Raw genomic sequence first — 16,206 nt, forward strand, 5'->3', positions numbered from 1 at the left:
TCTCCTGTGGGATGGATCAGGCCGTGTGGGCGTCGTAGAAGGCGCGGTTACGGGTGACGAAGGATTCGACGTCGAGGGGCTCGGTGCCGCCGATGGTCTTCACCAAGTCGTTGGTGCCGGCGAAAATCCCGTTGCGGTAGTCGACGGCGACGGCGAGCAGGTGCTGGATCATGTGCGGTGACATGTTGCGTTTCTTGAGGAGGTCCTCGAACTCATCGAGCTCGATGGGCACGTAGGTGACCTGTCGGCCCAGCGTCTGCGTCATCTTCTGGGCGATCTCGCGGTGGTTGAGCTCGATCGGCCCGTAGAGCGGATAGATCTCGTCGGCGTGCGGGGCGGGGTCCTCGAGGATGGCCGCGATCACGTGGGCCTGGTCGCTGGCGGCGACGGGGGCGTGACGCCCGTCGGCGAAGGGGAAGCGCAGCTCGCCACTGCCGTCCCACATGTTGACCAGCCATTCGGCGAAGAAGGTGGGGCGCAGGTGGGTCGCGGCGACAGGAGAGCGGTCCAGGATGCGTTCGGCCACCCAGTGCTGGCGGGCCGCGTTGCTGGCGCTCTCGCGGCGGGCGGACTTCTGGGACATGTTCACGATCGCCTGTACACCGTTGTCCTCGGCTGCCTGGGCCACGTTCGCGGTGGCATCCATCAGTCCTGGCAGGATGGGGTAGGTGAAGTAGAGGGCGTCGATGCCCTGCGTCGCACGGTCCAGGGAGTGCAGGTCCTGGACGTCTCCTTCCACGATCTCGGCGCCGAGGTCAGCGAGCCGTGCGGCGGCGTCGTCCCTGCGGCGCACTAGGGCGCGGACGTGGTGGCCGCGTTCGAGGAGCAGGCGGGTGGTGTGGCCGCCGGTCTGGCCGGTGGCGCCGATCACCAGGAGGTTGCGGGTCACGAGAGGTCCTTTTCCATAAGATTGTTATGGGCGTTTCATCCTGAAGTGTGTGGACACGTCAGGAGGGTGTGGGGCGGTTCGTAGGGCCGGGCTTTCACGTCTCGCGGCGGGAACGCAGCGCGAGCAGGGCGGCGCCCGCGGCGAGGCCGGTGCCGGCTTGGATCAGCCAGGCATGGCGGTAGCTGGTGAGGGTGGGCTGGGCGGTGAGGGCGACGAGCAGAGCCACGCCGACGGCGCTGCCGATCTGGCGGCTCATGTTCAGCAGGGCGCTGCCTGTGGCGGCGCGTTCGGGGGCGAGGGTCCCGGCAGCGGCGAACATCGGGGCCTGGGTCGTGTTGCGAAAGTCCCGCCTGCCAGGCCGACAAGCAGCAGGCCCGTGAACATGCCGCTCCAGTAGTTCGGGGTGGCGTCCACGGCTGCGAGCCAGTAGCCAACGGCGAGGACCATCACGGCCGTGCCGGACACCGCGGGGAACGTCCGTCCGAAGCGTCGCTGGATGGGGCCCTCGCTCATGGCGCAGGGGATCGAGGACAGCGGTGCCCCAGCAGCGAGGGTGGGCGGCACCCACGCCGGAGGCGGCCGGTGTGGAGCCGGTGTGTGACGACGCCGGCGTAGCGGCCTGCGGTGGGGGCTGGCTGGACATCGTTTCCACTCCTTCCAAAAAAGGGGCTTCACAGCCCTTTTTCATCTCGACCTCATGGAACACCAAAAAAAAGGGGCTGTCAAGCCCATTTTATGGTAGCGTGGTCGCCATGACCACCACCACCGAAGGGCGGCCCCGGAAGCTGACCGCCAAGGGCGAGGCGACACGCGAGCGCATCGTCAGCGCAGCCGCGGATCTGATCTACGAACACGGCGTGCACAACACCAACAACGAGCAGATCCGCGCGGCCGCCGACGTCAGCGGCTCCCAGCTGACCCGCCACTTCCCCACCAAGGAATCCCTGGTCAGCGCCGTACTGGACTGGCAGGCCGAGCAGATCGTCACCGACCCGCGCATACCTGAGGGCAAACTCGACAGCCTCGCCGCCCTACGCCTGTGGGCCGACACATTCGTCGCCGCGCGCGAAGCCCTGCACGGCGGATGCACCTTCGGCTCGCTGGCCGCCGAGGTGATCAAGGCCCAGCCCTCCCACCAAGGTGCGATCGCCAACGGCTTCGAGCGGTGGCAGGAGCTGTTCCTGCGAGGACTGACCGGTATGCGGGAGCGCGGCGAGCTACGCCCGGAAGCCGAACCCGCCGCGCTCACCCACCTGTTGGCAGCCGCGTTCCAGGGCGGAATGCTGCTGGACCAAGCAGCCGGCAACACCATCCCGCTGCGCGACGCCCTGCACGGCGCCCTGGACTACATCGAATCCTTCGCCCCTCAGACCTGACCAGCCCGCCACGGCACGTAAGAGCACAACCAGTCTCAGCAGGGCTCACCATCGACGTCGCCGCCGATCGCTCGTCTGGCCCGGTGCCAGGCAGCAAAGACCTCGCGACGTCTGCCGCGCATAGTCAGAAGGAGGGGGCTCTGCTCCCAGCTGGACGCGCTCGATGCCATCGCGCCCCCGCACATCGGAATCGCGGTGGAACTGATCACCGACCGGGGCGCCGGCCCCAGGATGTCAGCTATCTGCGCTGGGACTGCCTCGATGCCGATGAAGACGGTCAGCCCGTCCGCATCTACGACAACTACAAGTTCCACCGCCTGCGCCGGCGCCTGCCCATCGCCGCAGCGACCGCCGCCCTGATCACCCGGCAGTAGGCGACCGTGCGACGTCGCTTCCCGAACACTCCCACGAAGGGCCTGGCACTGCTGCCCACGCAGATGCGCAACCCCCACGGCATCAAGACGATCAGCGAGGACCTACTCGCCCAGTGGCACCGCACCTGGGTCAACGGACTGCCCGACCTCTACGTCAACGTCGCGTGGAAACCGACGGGCGGCGCACAAACCGGCAGATCCCTTTTCGACAAGGCCCGCGTCTTCCTCCACGCCTACCGGCACAGCCACGCCCAGCGGCACGCCGACGCCGGCGTCGCGCCCGACGTGCTCAAGGAGCTGATGGACCACCGCAAGAGGAGCTGGTCAAGCAGCTGGTCGACGTGCGGGTCGAGCGTGATGAGCTGGTGGTGGCCGGGCGGGTCGTGCAGCGGATCAGCGAGCAGGGCTTCGAGCAGTACCTGTCGCTCGCGCCGCCGGCGCCGGAGTCCAGGTGGGCGGCCGGTCGGTGCTGCTGATCCCGGCCCGCGCCGCCGGTATCGACCCCGACGGGCCGCCGCAGGACCATCAGCGGCTGGTGGCCATCGTGCGGGAGGCGGCCGGGCCGGTCACGGTCCGGGCCGTCGGCGAGGTGCTCGGCCTGCCGGTCGACGTGCGGGGCAAGCTGGAGCCGCTGCGGGCGAAGCTGAACCGGCTGTCCGACCATTTCCATAAACTATGAATATAAAAACGCTATGCTTCGAGCATGAGTCGTCAAGACACCGCTCCTGGCGCGTCCGCCGCCATCGGGGCAGCCCTCTACGGCCTGGCCACCAGGGCCGCGAGACGCCTGCCCCGGGACATGAGCCTGACGTCCGCCGCCACCCTGGCCACCCTGGACCGGACCGGCCCGCGGCGCATCACCGATCTGGCCGCGGTCGAGGGCGTCACCCAGCCCGCGATGACCGCCCTGGTCCGGGTGATGGAGGAGTCCGGCCTGGTCGAGCGGCGGGGCGACGCGTCCGACAAGCGGGTCACGCTGGTGTGCCTGACCGAGGCCGGCGCCTCCTATGTCCGGACGCGGCGCCAGGCGGGCGTCCACGCGTTCGAGCGGTTGACCGGCGAGCTCACCGGCGACGAGGTCGAGGCGCTGGTGGCGGCCCTTCCGGCGCTGAAGCATCTGGCAGAGCTCGAAAGCCAGGACCGCGAAGGGCCGAAGCAGTGACCGGGCAGCCGGTCCGCGGGGTCGCGGTGAAGGCGTTCCCGGTGGCGCGTTCCGAGGCGCGGCTGCTGGTCCCTGCCCTGATGTTCATCGCTCTGGTCGTGGCAGCGGTCGCCAGCCTCGGGACGCCGCTCATCACCAGCGTGGCGACCTCGTTCCACGTCTCGCTCGGCAGCGCGCAGTGGACGCTGACCGTCGCGCTGCTCAGCGGCGCCGTCGCCACGCCGGTCCTGGGCCGGCTCGGAGCCGGCCCGCACCGGCGGGCCACGATCCTCGCCACGCTGGCGGTCGTCGTCGCCGGCAGCGCGCTCACCGTGCTGCCGCTGCCGTTCGCGTGGCTGCTGGCCGGCAGGGCGGCCCAGGGCGTAGGGCTCGGGCTGACGGCGCTGATGATGGGCGTGGCCCGGGACCACCTCCCCGAAAAGCGCAGCGCGGCCGTGATCGCCCTGATCTCGGTGGTCTCGATCATCGGGGCCGGCGTCGGCTACCCGCTGGCCGCACTGCTCGCCGAGCTCGGCGGGGTACGGGCCGCCTACGGCCTCGGCCTGGTCGTCACCGCCGCCGCCCTCCTGACCGCGTGGCGCTCCATGCCCGAAGCCCCCGAAGGCCGCTCCGCCCACGTGGACGTGGCAGGCGCCGTCGTCCTGGCCGCTGCGCTGCTCCTGGTGCTGTTCCTCGCCGGCGAACGGAATCTATGGAGCCGGCACCTCGCCGTGGCGGCAGGCCTCGCCGTCGTCGCGGTGGTGTTGCTCTGCGTCTGGGCCGTCATCGAGCTGCGCAGCACGACGCCCCTGGTCGATCTGCGGGCGGTGCGGCACCCGGCGGTCGCCGGGGCGAACCTCGCCATGTTCGTCGGCGGGATCGGCATGTACCTCCTGCTCACGCTCATCACCCGGTACGCGCAGACGCCGCACGGCGCCGGCTACGGCTTCGGGCTGACGACCTTCGTCGCCGGGCTGGTCCTCATCCCGTTCTCGGTGCTGGGGTTCGTCGCCGGCAAGCTCACTCCGCGGGTCCGGACGCGGATCGCCGACCCCCTGCTCCTGGCCGGCAGCGCGGTCGTGGTCGGCGGCGGGTTCGCCCTGTTCGCGGCGGCCCGGTCGGACCTGGCCGAACTGTTCGCGGCGATGGGCGTGCTCGGCTTCGGCGTCGGCGGCTTCTCGGCCGCGATGCCCGGCGTCATCCTGGCCGTCACCCCCAAGAGCGAGACGTCGAGCGCCATGAGCTTCAACTACGTCGTCCGCAGCGTCGGGTACTCCCTGGGCAGCGCCATCGGCGGCCTGATCCTCGCCGCGGGCACCGGCCCCGGCCACCTCTTCCCCGACGACAGCGCCTACACCACCGCGGCACTGGTCGGCATCGGCGCCATGGCGATCACGACTCTGACAAGCCTCGCTCTCGCCCGCCGACGCTCGTCCGAGACCAACCCGTAAGTCAGATGCACTCATCCCAACACTGGAGGTTCCATGCCCAAGGGCTACTGGGTCAGCGCCTACCGCACCATTTCAGACCCTGAGAAGCTGGCTGCTTACAACAAGCTGGCCGGCCCGGCCGTCGAGGCCGGGGGCGGTCGGATCCTCGCCCGTGGCAGTCGGGTCGTGGCGCATGACGCCGGAATCGCCGAGCGCACCGTCCTGATCGAGTTCGACAGCTTCGAACAGGCCGTCGCGGCGCACGAGAGTGCGGCCTACCAGGAGGCGCTGGGCGCCCTCTCCGACGGCGTCGAGCGCGACTTCCGCATCGTCGAAGGCATCGACTGACCGAGGTCCAGTCGGATCTTCACTGAAGATCCACCATCTTGGTTTTCGCTGGTGCGGCTGCTGGTGTGGCGGGGTTCGTGCGTGCTCGTACTGGTCGTGGGCGGCTGTCTTCGGTCTTGATCGTCTGTCAGCGGTCGAGTTCGAGGTTCGTCAGGACGAGCAAGGCGCGGAGCAGGTTGGTGGCGCGGGCGGGGCTCGTGCGGAGTCTGGTGAGGATGCGCCAGGTCTTCAGGTGCGCGAAGCCGTGCTCGACGGGGGCGCGGCCGGCGGCTTTCAGGTGCTCGACGATGTGGTCGTGGCGGGCGGCGGCGATGTCGTGGGTGCGCCCGGGCCCCGCGGCGGAGATCCAGATCAGGCGTCCGCGTTTGTCGGTGAGGCGAGGAAGTGCAGGCCGTGGCGCATGTGCTTCCCCGAATAGTTCTTGCGGTTGTCCTTGCCGGTGCGGCGGCGGGTGGGGATGAGGGTGCCGTCGATCAGCACGGCCTCCCCGCCGCCTCTGGCGACCTTGGCCAGGGCGCGGTCCAGGTGCGGTGCCCCGGCTGTCGGCGTACGAGGTTCTCTCCCCAGCTGTGTACGGGCGAACGTCCCCAGCTGTTAGGCCACTTGGTTCTCGCGCTCGATGGCCTGGAGACGGTTCTTGAGCCGGTAGCTCGGGCGATCTCCGACAGGCTCATTGCCCCGGACTCCAACAGCCCCCGAAATCGACGTAGTTCCGACCAGCGACGCGGATCCAAGACCATCGCCGGCCACCCCCCCTGCCGCAGCACACCGACTACGCAGCAGAGTGCCGACCAGCCCTCCTCAACGCATCAGGAAGTGGCCGCGTTCGCCCGTACGTGGGTGGGGACGTTCAGGTGTACGCCGACAGGTGGCAAACACCGGGACGTAGACACCGATGTTGTCACCGCCGTTGGCGAAGGTGACTGCGGCGACCTCCAACGAGCTGCGGCCGCCCTCCTTCGCCTCTGCCTCGTCCGCGTCTTCACCGTCGCGGTGGTTCTTCCACGCTTCCCACGCCGCCTTGAGACCTAGATGATCAATTCAAGGGGGTGCCTGCGGAGGGTGTTGCGGTGGGCGGTCAGGCGTCGGGGTCGACTTCGGGGTGCGTGAACCGCACGGGCTTGCCCAGCGACCGGGCGTAGGCGATTTCGGCTCGGGTGCTGTCTCCGATGTAGTCGCCGACTACAAGCACCTCGTCAGCGAGCCGGATCTTCGCTCGGTGCAGATCGTCGAGTCGAACCTTCAGCCTCTCGGCCTCGACAGGATCGGACCAAAATTCGTGCGGCGACTTCATGTCGCAACCCGGCTTGACGACAATCTTTCCAGCTTTGGTCTCCCGCAGATCGACCTCGGTCATCTCGGTCATGAAACGGGTGGAGCCGCAGATCACGACGATACGCGGGAGGTTCAGCTGCTTCTTCGCGTCGGCGAGTTTCTCCTCGGGGGTGAGCGATTGCAGGTACGACACTGGTTCCTCCTGGTGGGGTGGTCCAAGGGGTGCCTGCGGAGGCGAGAATGAGGGTGTCCAAGATCGTCTTATGGCGAAGAACGTGGACACCCTCGCCATGATGCGGACCGCCCGGCGACAGTACCCGGCGCACGGCCCCGCAGTGCCACCCCGGCTCCACGGCAGCCTCGTCAACGAGATGGCCGCCCAACAGCCCCTTCAGGCGACAGCACCACACCTGTCGCAGTGGCTGGACTCCCAATCAATGGCGCTGAGCTGTACCAACGTGAACCAACTCGCTAACGCCACAGCCCAGAACCCCAGAGAAGGTGCGGCTGCCCGACGCCACCGCCCTGGACGGGGAACTGGTCATGCGGGAGCAGGACCGGCTCGCGTTCGAACGGCTGCAGGGCCGGCTTCAACGCCGGGGTGCCGCAGCCGCCCAGGCCGCCGAAGGGTGGCCGGCGCACTTCGTCGCGTTCGATCTGCTGCACCTGGCGGGGACGGACACCCCGTCTACGCGGTGGCGTGCACGCTTCTCGACGGCACGCCGGTAACCGTCACCACAGGCATGACCGGCATCGTGCGGATCTGGGACCCGGCCAACGACCAGCGGATCGGCAAGCCGCTCACCGGACACGGGGTATCCGTCCACGCGATGGCGATCCTGGACAACACATGGATAGCCGTCACCGGAGACGTGGGCACCTTCCTGGCCCCGATCGAGAACGGGGCCCGGGTACCGTCACCTGAGCTCGACTGAGTACGAACTGCCGGAGAATTCCCAGCCGTCGGTGCCTTCGCCGATGTCGGCCACGACGACGTCGTCGATGAAGCGGTCCTCGAAGTCGTCGTCACGCAGGTCGCCGGCCAGCCACAGCGCCTCGATGTCGCTCCAGTCCCCGCGGCTCGCGTCGATGCGCAGAGGGGCGGCACGGCGGGTGCCGCGTTCGCGTTCGTCGGCGCCGGTCTTGACGAGGCCGCTGATCTCGAACCGGCCGTCCTTGACGGTGTCGGGGATCGGGTCGGCGGGGATGATGGCGACGTTCTCGTACGCGGTGTGGATGAGATCGCGATAGCTGCGGCGGACGTTGTACTCAAGGTCCGACAGCCACTTGATGAGAGTGTCGGGGCGGACGTCGAGGCCGGCGGCGTCCAGGGCTTCGTAGCCGCGGCGGGTCTCGGTGAGCTGGCTGAGCTGGGCGTGCCAGTGCTTGGCGCTGTAGGAGGCCAGCCGATGGCGGGGGGTGACCTGGGCACGCAGGAGATCGTGCAGCGCGCCGCCCAGAGAGCTGCTGCGGCCCGTGGTGTACGAACCAGCGCCCTAGCTCAGCGAATCTGCACTCCGCGATGTCCCTGTCAGCTACGGATGATGTTCTCCAGCCGCATGCACTCCTGGCACTCAGTGACATCGAACGGCTTCCAATTCCCCCGAGCGTGCCCGCCAGGATCAACTCGGCGTACTCCGCGTACGCGGTATAGGGAGTGGGCGTAACACTCCTACGGCAGGTCATTGAACCGATCGGAGACCTCAGAGCGCAGAGAGACCCCGGGCCGCGGAGGTCCGGGGTCTCGTACTGTCCCACCAACGCGGCCGCATCGTTAGCAGCACAGCAGTGACGAGATGAAGGTATCGCCGAATTGCGGCTTTCCACCCCGTGGAGTCTCATCGCCGCCAGGCCCAGTGCGTGGCGCTAAGGGCTGTCCCGTAATCCCCGGTGTATTAGCGCGCGGCGTCAGATGGGTGCATCGCACGGCGGAGGGTCGGCCTCATACTTGGCGTATTCGGGCGATCCGACAACGCTGCGAGGTGCCGTAGCTGTCGTCGTGCGCCCGCCGGGGATCACGGCACAGCCCTTAGCTCGAAGTCGCTGCGGAATGATCAGACAGAAGGGCATGACAGGCCGAGCGGGCAATCCAATCCTGCGCCCGCTCGAACGGCCATCCGCGTTCGCCGACGAGCGTGATCCAGGCGTGCGGCCCCAGATGGAACCAGAGCAGATCGATGGCCTCCGCGCGGTTCACCTCGGCGCGGAGCGCGCCGAGGGCGACGAGACGGTCGGCCACCAGGGTCAGAGCTTGGACGTAGTCGTCGGCCCCCTTGTCCAGGACTGCCTTGACGGCGGGCTCGCCCGGCGGGTTCCGGTAGAAGATCTCGTACACCAGGTCCCAATGACGCTCATGCGTGAGCCGGGTGCCCGCGGCCGTCAGGCCGATCACGGCGTGCGGATCGTCAGTGGCCTCGACTGCCGCGAGGGTCGTGGCGATGGCGGGGTCCGTGAGAGCCGGCTCCAGGAGGGCCGTCAGGATGCCGGGCTTGTTGCCCACGCTGCTGTACACGGTCGGTACGGCGACCTTCGCCGCGTGCGCGATCTCCGCGACGGTCACCCCGGCGTACCCACGTGCGAGGAAGAGCGCATGCGCGCTGCTCAGGATGGCTTCACGGGTGGCTGCCGCCGAGCTGACGCGTCGAGTCGAGGTGTACTTCCGGGTCGTCGTCACAGACGCAGTGTACCGCGTGCACGATAGGTAACTATATTGACAATAGGTTCCTCTAATGAATATGTTGCGCTTCATGACACTGACTCCCCCCACGGACGTGCCGGCGGTCGTCGAGACCCGGCTGGCCCACGACGTCCACCGAGCGGCCACCACGCTGCTGGCCGAAGCGGCCCTCGACGCCTCGGTCCCCCTCGGTGCGACGGCGCAGCTGCGCGACTTCCTGGTCGCCAACCTCCGGCACCACCACCAGACGGAGGACGACGACCTGTGGCCCCGGATCACCGCGAAAGCGCCGGCCGCCGCACAGTCGCTGGACTCACTGACCGACGAGCATGACCAACTGGACGCGGCGCTCGACCGGCTGGCCGGAGTCGCCGTCCACGTCGGCGAAGCCGTCGCTGGCGTTCCGCTCACGACGGCCGGCACCGGCGACGGCGCGGCCACCCCGGGTGAGGCGGCGGTTCGTGCCGAGCTGCACGACGCCGCGGTGACGGTCCGAGACGTCGTGCACGACCACCTCACCCATGAAGAGCCCGTCCTCTTCCCGGCGCTCCGCGAACATGTCAGTCCCGCGGAGTGGCAGGACTTCGCACAGCGCGTGATCGCGACCACTCCCCCCGTGGCCGGGCACCTCATGGTCGGGTTCCTCGACGAGGTGGGCACCTCTGCGGAGGTCGAGTTGGTGCTCTCGGGCCTGCCGGAGCCGGTGCGTCCGCTGGTCCCCGCCATGCGCCTCCAGGCAGAGGCCGATCTCGGCATTCTCCGCGGGACCGGCGTATGACGTCCGCGCCGCTCAGGTGGCCCGACGCCGCCGACCCTGTGATCAGGGGCGACCTCACCGTGGCGGTCGCCTACGTCACTCCGGCCGGCGGCGCCGTGGTCACCAGCGTCTCACCGCTCGGCCTCGGGAGCCGCGAGGCCGCCCGGGTCGGGTTCACCACCTCTCTCGGCTTCCCGAAGAAACTCGAACGGATCCTGCGCGACCCGAACGTCGCCGTCGCCTATCACACCCGTGAGCACGGCTTCGCCGCCAGTGACGCGTACGTGCTGGCCCAGGGCGCTGCGTCGGTGGACATGCATCCGTCACCGGAGCGCCTTGCAGAGCTGATGCATGCCTCCGAGCCGTTCCTCGGAGAAGTGAGACGTGGGCCGTTGTGGGACTGGCTCCTGCGTGAGTACCACCAGGAACGCGTCTTCGTGGACGTCGAGTTGCAGCGTGTCGCGGTGTGGGAGAACCTCGCGGCCCGAGGGGCGAGAGCGGTCACAGGCGCCGCTTGGCCGGAGTTCCCGGCGGAACAGAAGGCACCGAAGAACGGCACCGGCCCGCGCGTCGACGTCGCCGCGGTCGCCCGTCAGGTCCACCGGCTGCCGCACCGGCTTCTGGCCTACCGCGGCGCGGACGGTCTGCCCGTCATCGTCCCCGTGAAAGTCACCGGCCACGACGAGACCGGACTGCACCTGGACATCCCCGCAGGGTTGCTTCCGCCCGGCGGCCGCAGAGCAGGCTTCCTTGCCCACGCCTTCCAACCGCAGTGTGTCGGGCTGGGAATGCGCACGCTCACCGGCTGGCTCACAGTCACCGAGAAGGGGGCCGTCTACGCACCTCACACGTCCAAGGGCCTGGCCGCACCCCCGTACCGGACACTGCTGACCGTCTCCAACGGACTACTGGCCAAGTACGGGCTGTGGCGCGCGCGACGTGACGGCACCTCCGCCCGCCTGCACGCCCTTGCCGCCCAACGCCAGACAGACTGATACACCTTGTTATCCAGGGTCTGCCGGAAGAAACAGCCGCCCCTGGGACGCGACGCCTCGCGTCAGTGCCCCGTCCCTGCGGATGCGCCACGAGCAGCCTTGCGATCCGGGACTCTGGAGCGGTAGCTGGCGGATGTGCGGACGGCAGCCTTGCACGGCCGGCCTGCAGCACGAAGGCCGGGAACCCCAATCGGTCCCGGCCTTCGTCTCCTCGCGTCCGCATGCGAACGCACTCCCGTCCTGCAGACTCAGCCGCGGCGCTGGCTCTCGTTCGCTGGATGCCACCTTGTAGGCAGGTGACCGGTCATGAATCGAGGTCGGGCTGGTCAGACGCGTGGTGCGCCGGGGGCGGCGAGCCCGGCACCTTCTTGATCCAGCGGCTTAGCGCCATGCAGGTAAACATGGGGACCACGACAAGGGAGCCGAGCCAGAGGAGGATGCTGACTGGAGAGATCGCGTAGTACTGCACGCGAGCAGGCATGAACGCCACCAGCCCGAGGCCCGTGATGAGAGCGATCCACGTAGCGACAACAACGAGTACGGCCTTGAATACGATCACTGCAATGCGCACGGTCACCCCCCGGTAATTGCGCTGGAGGCGACCCTAGCCCCATCTTTGAACATGTTCAACTTGGGGGCGGTGGGGATCCGCGAGCCCGGCGACGGAGTTGTGCGCGGTCAGGTGTTCGCTCATGACTGGGGTCGCGGTGACGGATGCGGCAGCACAGAGGATGCGCGTCCGGGACGCGCGGTCTACGGCGCGGTGGGTCAGCGACGCCGGCTCCAAGCCATCGGCTGCTGTTCGAAACGGCCAAGACATCACGAATGGGATGTAGTGATGGCGCGTAGCCCCGTTGCGGGGGCCAGTCCTGAACGGTTCACCGCGTGTTTCGCCATTGCCCTCTCAGGGCCCGGCGGGGCCGAGAGGTACTTGCCGCCGAGTGTGATGCCCGCGCTCGCCGCCTTCGGGGTCGGCGACCTTCTTGGCGTGCAGCTTGAAGTCGATGGCGCTGACGATGCCGTCGCCAAACTGAATGCTGGTCTTTATGCCCTTTGCCAAGTCGTCCCCCAGCGTTTCGGCGAAGAGGGTGTCCGTGCTGACGGACCTGGAGATACCAGTCCGACTCGAGTCCAACCTTGCCAGTCCACGGCCTCATTCGCCTGCGGTTACTCGAACCGGGCCGGAGGCGTAGGCTTTCTCCCGTATGCCCAGCGCGGGACGCTTGTGCATTCCGTGCCCCGATACATCTCCCGCGAAAGGCGATTTCCAGCAGTTCATCCGTCCCGATTTTTTCGCAATCGGAATAGGGAGGCGCGATTATGGCCGCAAGTGTGGATCCTGATCGCTCCGAGTGGGACGTCATCGTGTTGGGTGGCGCCGCGGCGGGCGAGAACGCGGCTCAATACGCCACACAGTTCTCGGGTTTGGACGCGGTGCTCGTGGAAGCTGAACTGCTGGGTGGCGAGTGCTCGTACTGGGCCTGCATGCCCAGCAAGGCCCTGCTGCGCCCCGTTGACGTACTGGGAAACGCGAAGCATGTGCCCGGTGTGGCGTCGCTGTTGACTGATCACGTGCTGGACGTGCCGGCGACACTGGCTCGCCGGGACACCGTCGTGAACGGCCTCGACGACTCCTCGCAGATCGGGTGGGCACTCGGTGCCGGCGTCGACGTGGTCCGCGGGTACGGGCGCCTCGACGGAGAGCGCTCGGTGGCGGTGGAGATGGCAGCGGGTGGCACCCGTGACCTCACCGCGAGGCACGCGGTGGTGATCGACACAGGGTCCTGCACCACGGTGCCGCCGATCGAAGGCATGGCAGAAGTCCGGCCGTGGACCTCCCGCGATGTCACCAACCTGCACGAGGTGCCGCGCCGGGTCGTCGTCCTGGGCGGTGGAGTGGTCGCATGCGAGGCGGCGACCTGGCTGCGGGCGCTGGGCGTGGCCGAATTGAGCGTCGTATACCGGCGCACCGAGCTGCTGCCGCGAGAGGAACCGTTTGCCGGGCGCATGGTCGGCGACCGGCTCAGGGATGCAGGGGTGCGGCTGCTTCCCGGGAGGTCGATCACCAAGGTGGGACGCGACGATCCGCGGGAGACGGGAGTCGGACTGCCCCACGGCGGAGAGGTAACCGTCTGGCTGGACGATGGCAGCACGCTCGTCTGCGACGAACTGGTGCTTGCCACCGGCCGTACCCCCAACACTCAGGACATCGGCCTGTCGTCGGTCGGATGCCCGGACGCCGGCTTCCTCGAGGTGGACGACGAGCAAGTCGTACGGGCGGTGAGCGGGCATTGGCTGTACGCGGTCGGTGATGTCTGCGGGCGTGCGTTGCTGACTCATATGGGCAAGTACCAGGCGCGGGTCGCCGGCGAGGTGATCGCTGCTCGCGCCACGGGGCAGTCTGTGGCGGGTGCGCAGAGCGGTGTGCGGGGGGCTGCTGACGGGCATCGCGGCAACCCGCAGGTGACGTTCACCGATCCGGAGGTCGGATCAGCCGGCATGACCGAGCGGCGGGCCCGCGAAGCGGGGCTCGACGTGGCGACGGTCGAGTACGACATGGCCGCCCTCGCCGGCACGTACGTGATGCGTGATGACTATCTCGGGCGCGCCAAACTCGTCATCGACCGAGCCAGCGACACGGTGGTGGGTGCGACGTTCGTCGGTTCAGGCGTCGCGGATCTCGTGCACTCCGCCACGACGGCCATTGTCGCGAGGGTCCCGCTTTCCCTGCTGTGGCATGTGGTGCCCAGCTACCCCACCGCCAGCGAGGTCTGGCTACGCCTGTTGGAGACGTACCGGGCTCAGAGCTATGCCTGATGCTCCAGGTGTGCGCGGGTCGCTTCGGCCGGCCGGTGGTTCGCTCATGGTGTCTGGCAGAGTCGCCGCCGGGGTGCAGTCGGGCGGACCGGCTACTTCATAATTCAACGACATATCATGGCGCTGCCACCGAGGTCGGCGGCAATGGGCCGCGTGAGACCTCCGATTGAGAAGAACCACAGGGATGCCGTAGTCCTGCTGCGCCTCACCTGGCTGTGACCCACCTCACGGGAACTGGCCCGGTACAACCGACAGGTACCTGCGTGAAGCAATCCTTGCGAGCTCGTCTGCGAGCCGGCGATCCAGAAGCCTTCCGCCAGCTGTACCAGGAACTGGGCCAGGCGATCTACGCGCACGCCTACCGGGCCACGGGTGACTGGTCGGCGGCCGAGGACGCGGTGTCGTTGACGTTCCTGGAAGTGTGGCGGCTGCGGGAGCGGCTGGAGGAGGGCGACGACAGCGTCCGCCCCTGGGTCTACGGCATCGCCACCAACGTCCTGCGCAACCGCGGCCGCGCGGCGCGCAAACACCAGCAGACCCTGGCCCGCTTCCCCACACCGGAGACGGTCCCGGACTTCGCCGACGAAGTCGCCGATCGCATCGACGACGGTGAAAGACTCGCCGCCGCCAGAGCGGCGGTGGGCAGGCTGCGCCGCGGGGACCGCGACGTGTTCATGCTGTGCGTCTGGTCCGACCTCAGCTACGCCGCGGCCGCCGAGGCCCTGGGCATCCCGGTCGGCACCGTCCGCTCCCGCCTGTCCCGCGCACGGGGGCGTCTGCTCAAACTGACCGAGCAGGAACTGAAGCGCGGGAAAAAAAGAGTGGAACCCCCCGCACCCGTCCGACAGATACAGGGCGACCGCACACCCGCGGTCCGGTCGATACAGGAGAAAGCCCGATGAACGCTCCGAAGCACGGTCACGAGGTCGAGCGCCAGGAGCTGTCCCACCTGCTGCCGCGCCCCGGCACACCAGGTCTCTCTCCCGCCCGGTCTCAACGTCTCGAGGAATATCTGATGCAGGAAGTCACCCAGACCGGCGCGCAGACGCAGCCGTCTCCCGCAGCCAAGCGCGGCATGCCGCGCTGGAGCCTGATCGCCGCGCCCGCCGCGGCACTGGCTGTCGCCGCGGCCGTCGCCGTCAGCGTCACCGGCTCCGGCACCGGACCCACTGACGACAGTGTGGCGATGTCATCGGTCATCACCGTGCAGCCCGCCTCGGCCCACGGCGCCACCGCTTTCCTCAGCCAGGTCGCGGACGCGGCCGGCAAGCAGAAGACCCCGGCCGTCGGCGCCCACCAGTTCATCTACGTCAAGAGCAAGGTCGGCTTCACCCACCAGGTCAAGCAGCGCACCATCGGCGGCCCGGCCAAGCTCGACGCCGTCCACCAGCGCCAGGTGTGGCTGGCCGCCGACCCCTCCAAGAACGGCCTCATCCACGAGGGCGGCCAGAACATCACCATCCACAACAGCGGCCCCGGCATCGTCAACCCCCACGCAGCAGCGCAGCCCCCGAGGCCGGGCACCGTCCCCCAGATCGCCTCCCTGTCCACCAACCCCGACACCCTGCTGAAGCAGATCTACACCGCCACCCGCGGCCAGGCCCCCGGCAAGGACGCGGCCGCGTTCAACTGGGTCGGCGACACCGTGTCCGAGTCGATCGTCCCCGGAAACGTCGCCTCCAGCATCTGGCGGGCCGCCGCGAAGATCCCCGGCGTCGTCCTCGTCAAGGACGCCACCGACGCGGCCGGCCGCCACGGCGAAGCCATCGCCCACGTCTCCAACGGCGAACGCACCGAATACATCTTCGACCGCAACACCCACCTGTTCCTCGGCGAGCGCAGCTACCTCGTCAAGGACACCCCGGAGGGCAAGGCAGGCATGCTCACCGGCACCAGCGCGATACTCTCCCGCGCCGTCGTGAACAAGATCGGCGACCTCCCCGCAGGCACCCGCGCCTGACCCCACACACCCCAACCGCCCGGCCGCTGACCACCACTCAGCAGCCGGGCGGCCCTCATCCCCCAACCGGCGCCAACCGGGCCTGGCATGAGCGGGGACAACGTCGCCTGACGCGGCGGCAAGGGCTCGTCCGTCGACAGATACTCGACCTTACCTTCAGCCGGATC

General features: G+C 68.6%; 19 protein-coding genes and 1 pseudogene. 13 read left to right on the top strand and 7 right to left on the bottom strand.

Features of this window, described 5'->3' with window-relative positions; genetic code table 11:
• Positions 1 to 16: 16 nt before the first annotated feature.
• Positions 17 to 889 carry an NmrA family NAD(P)-binding protein gene (locus OHB41_RS43225; RefSeq protein ID WP_266706738.1) on the bottom strand — a complete coding sequence of 291 codons (873 nt, stop codon included), beginning with the start codon at positions 887 to 889 and terminating at the stop codon, positions 17 to 19.
• A gap of 94 nt (positions 890 to 983) precedes the next feature.
• Positions 984 to 1,208: a hypothetical protein gene (locus OHB41_RS43230; RefSeq protein WP_266706740.1), complete on the bottom strand. Its 225-nt coding sequence runs from the start codon at positions 1,206 to 1,208 to the stop codon at positions 984 to 986.
• A 433-nt stretch (positions 1,209 to 1,641) separates the two neighbouring features.
• Here OHB41_RS43230 and OHB41_RS43235 point away from each other — a divergent pair, with 433 nt between their 5' ends.
• The 6 genes from OHB41_RS43235 (at position 1,642) to OHB41_RS43260 (ending at position 5,558) form a co-directional block, all read left to right on the top strand.
• Entirely contained in the window at positions 1,642 to 2,265 is a 624-nt protein-coding gene (locus OHB41_RS43235; RefSeq protein ID WP_266706742.1) for a TetR/AcrR family transcriptional regulator, read from the top strand.
• A gap of 715 nt (positions 2,266 to 2,980) precedes the next feature.
• A complete protein-coding gene (locus tag OHB41_RS43240; protein WP_266706744.1) occupies positions 2,981 to 3,115 on the top strand; it encodes a hypothetical protein in 135 nt (44 codons plus the stop codon).
• Positions 3,106 to 3,318, top strand: coding sequence for a hypothetical protein (locus OHB41_RS43245; RefSeq protein WP_266706746.1), 213 nt, complete (start codon positions 3,106 to 3,108; stop codon positions 3,316 to 3,318). The genes OHB41_RS43240 and OHB41_RS43245 overlap by 10 nt, the downstream gene beginning before the upstream one ends.
• Before the next feature lie 120 nt (positions 3,319 to 3,438).
• Positions 3,439 to 3,801 (top strand): MarR family winged helix-turn-helix transcriptional regulator, encoded by a 363-nt coding sequence (locus tag OHB41_RS43250; RefSeq protein ID WP_323138606.1) that lies wholly within the window; start codon positions 3,439 to 3,441, stop codon positions 3,799 to 3,801.
• Entirely contained in the window at positions 3,798 to 5,231 is a 1,434-nt protein-coding gene (locus OHB41_RS43255; RefSeq protein WP_266706750.1) for an MFS transporter, read from the top strand. The genes OHB41_RS43250 and OHB41_RS43255 overlap by 4 nt, the downstream gene beginning before the upstream one ends.
• Before the next feature lie 33 nt (positions 5,232 to 5,264).
• Positions 5,265 to 5,558, top strand: a complete 294-nt coding sequence (locus OHB41_RS43260; RefSeq protein WP_266706752.1) for a DUF1330 domain-containing protein — start codon at positions 5,265 to 5,267, stop codon at positions 5,556 to 5,558.
• Between the two features lie 351 nt (positions 5,559 to 5,909).
• Here OHB41_RS43260 and OHB41_RS43265 read toward each other — a convergent pair whose 3' ends face one another.
• Both OHB41_RS43265 and OHB41_RS43270 read right to left on the bottom strand, forming a co-directional pair.
• Complete coding sequence (locus tag OHB41_RS43265) at positions 5,910 to 6,038, bottom strand: hypothetical protein (protein WP_266706754.1); 129 nt, start codon at positions 6,036 to 6,038, stop codon at positions 5,910 to 5,912.
• 598 nt (positions 6,039 to 6,636) lie between these two features.
• Positions 6,637 to 7,026, bottom strand: a complete 390-nt coding sequence (locus tag OHB41_RS43270) for a hypothetical protein (RefSeq protein ID WP_266706756.1) — start codon at positions 7,024 to 7,026, stop codon at positions 6,637 to 6,639.
• Between the two features lie 308 nt (positions 7,027 to 7,334).
• On the opposite strand from OHB41_RS43270, the gene OHB41_RS43275 reads away from it, so the two are divergent.
• Both OHB41_RS43275 and OHB41_RS43280 read left to right on the top strand, forming a co-directional pair.
• On the top strand, positions 7,335 to 7,562 hold the full coding sequence (locus tag OHB41_RS43275; RefSeq protein WP_266706758.1) for a DNA ligase-like domain-containing protein: 228 nt from the start codon (positions 7,335 to 7,337) through the stop codon (positions 7,560 to 7,562).
• A gap of 14 nt (positions 7,563 to 7,576) precedes the next feature.
• Entirely contained in the window at positions 7,577 to 7,768 is a 192-nt protein-coding gene (locus tag OHB41_RS43280) for a hypothetical protein (RefSeq protein ID WP_266706760.1), read from the top strand.
• Positions 7,769 to 8,862: 1,094 nt separating this feature from the next.
• Here the strand turns inward: OHB41_RS43280 and OHB41_RS43285 are convergent.
• Positions 8,863 to 9,507, bottom strand: coding sequence for a TetR/AcrR family transcriptional regulator (locus OHB41_RS43285; RefSeq protein ID WP_266706762.1), 645 nt, complete (start codon positions 9,505 to 9,507; stop codon positions 8,863 to 8,865).
• 73 nt (positions 9,508 to 9,580) lie between these two features.
• Between OHB41_RS43285 and OHB41_RS43290 the strand changes: the two genes are divergently transcribed.
• Together OHB41_RS43290 and OHB41_RS43295 are read left to right on the top strand one after the other, a co-directional pair.
• Positions 9,581 to 10,288, top strand: coding sequence for a hemerythrin domain-containing protein (locus OHB41_RS43290; RefSeq protein ID WP_266706764.1), 708 nt, complete (start codon positions 9,581 to 9,583; stop codon positions 10,286 to 10,288).
• The gene (locus tag OHB41_RS43295; protein WP_266706766.1) at positions 10,285 to 11,262 is read left to right on the top strand and encodes a hypothetical protein; all 978 of its coding nucleotides are present in this window, start codon (positions 10,285 to 10,287) and stop codon (positions 11,260 to 11,262) included. Before OHB41_RS43290 ends, OHB41_RS43295 begins: the two co-directional genes overlap by 4 nt.
• Before the next feature lie 304 nt (positions 11,263 to 11,566).
• Here the strand turns inward: OHB41_RS43295 and OHB41_RS43300 are convergent, their stop codons facing one another.
• Positions 11,567 to 11,839: a hypothetical protein gene (locus tag OHB41_RS43300; RefSeq protein WP_266706768.1), complete on the bottom strand. Its 273-nt coding sequence runs from the start codon at positions 11,837 to 11,839 to the stop codon at positions 11,567 to 11,569.
• 335 nt (positions 11,840 to 12,174) lie between these two features.
• Positions 12,175 to 12,295: pseudogene (locus tag OHB41_RS43305) on the bottom strand (cyanase); the annotation flags it as partial.
• 287 nt (positions 12,296 to 12,582) lie between these two features.
• On the opposite strand from OHB41_RS43305, the gene OHB41_RS43310 reads away from it, so the two are divergent.
• The 3 genes from OHB41_RS43310 (at position 12,583) to OHB41_RS43320 (ending at position 16,039) form a co-directional block, all read left to right on the top strand.
• The gene (locus tag OHB41_RS43310; protein WP_266706770.1) at positions 12,583 to 14,079 is read left to right on the top strand and encodes a dihydrolipoyl dehydrogenase family protein; all 1,497 of its coding nucleotides are present in this window, start codon (positions 12,583 to 12,585) and stop codon (positions 14,077 to 14,079) included.
• Between the two features lie 263 nt (positions 14,080 to 14,342).
• Positions 14,343 to 14,981 (top strand): RNA polymerase sigma factor, encoded by a 639-nt coding sequence (locus tag OHB41_RS43315; protein WP_266696835.1) that lies wholly within the window; start codon positions 14,343 to 14,345, stop codon positions 14,979 to 14,981.
• Positions 14,978 to 16,039: a CU044_5270 family protein gene (locus tag OHB41_RS43320; RefSeq protein ID WP_266706772.1), complete on the top strand. Its 1,062-nt coding sequence runs from the start codon at positions 14,978 to 14,980 to the stop codon at positions 16,037 to 16,039. The genes OHB41_RS43315 and OHB41_RS43320 overlap by 4 nt, the downstream gene beginning before the upstream one ends.
• Positions 16,040 to 16,206: the final 167 nt, after the last annotated feature.

The sequence above is a fragment of the Streptomyces sp. NBC_01571 genome, from assembly GCF_026339875.1.
Classification (GTDB): Bacteria; Actinomycetota; Actinomycetes; order Streptomycetales; family Streptomycetaceae; genus Streptomyces.

What these genes read in the sequence shown, in the direction of transcription:
- OHB41_RS43290 (WP_266706764.1), top strand. Translation starts at nt 9,581, where the DNA reads ATGACACTGACTCCCCCCACGGACGTGCCGGCGGTCGTCGAGACCCGG.
- OHB41_RS43250 (WP_323138606.1), top strand. Translation starts at nt 3,439, where the DNA reads ATGAGCCTGACGTCCGCCGCCACCCTGGCCACCCTGGACCGGACCGGC.
- OHB41_RS43260 (WP_266706752.1), top strand. Translation starts at nt 5,265, where the DNA reads ATGCCCAAGGGCTACTGGGTCAGCGCCTACCGCACCATTTCAGACCCT.
- OHB41_RS43235 (WP_266706742.1), top strand. Translation starts at nt 1,642, where the DNA reads ATGACCACCACCACCGAAGGGCGGCCCCGGAAGCTGACCGCCAAGGGC.
- OHB41_RS43320 (WP_266706772.1), top strand. Translation starts at nt 14,978, where the DNA reads ATGAACGCTCCGAAGCACGGTCACGAGGTCGAGCGCCAGGAGCTGTCC.
- OHB41_RS43280 (WP_266706760.1), top strand. Translation starts at nt 7,577, where the DNA reads ATGACCGGCATCGTGCGGATCTGGGACCCGGCCAACGACCAGCGGATC.
- OHB41_RS43310 (WP_266706770.1), top strand. Translation starts at nt 12,583, where the DNA reads ATGGCCGCAAGTGTGGATCCTGATCGCTCCGAGTGGGACGTCATCGTG.
- OHB41_RS43295 (WP_266706766.1), top strand. Translation starts at nt 10,285, where the DNA reads ATGACGTCCGCGCCGCTCAGGTGGCCCGACGCCGCCGACCCTGTGATC.
- OHB41_RS43230 (WP_266706740.1), bottom strand. Translation starts at nt 1,208, where the DNA reads ATGTTCGCCGCTGCCGGGACCCTCGCCCCCGAACGCGCCGCCACAGGC.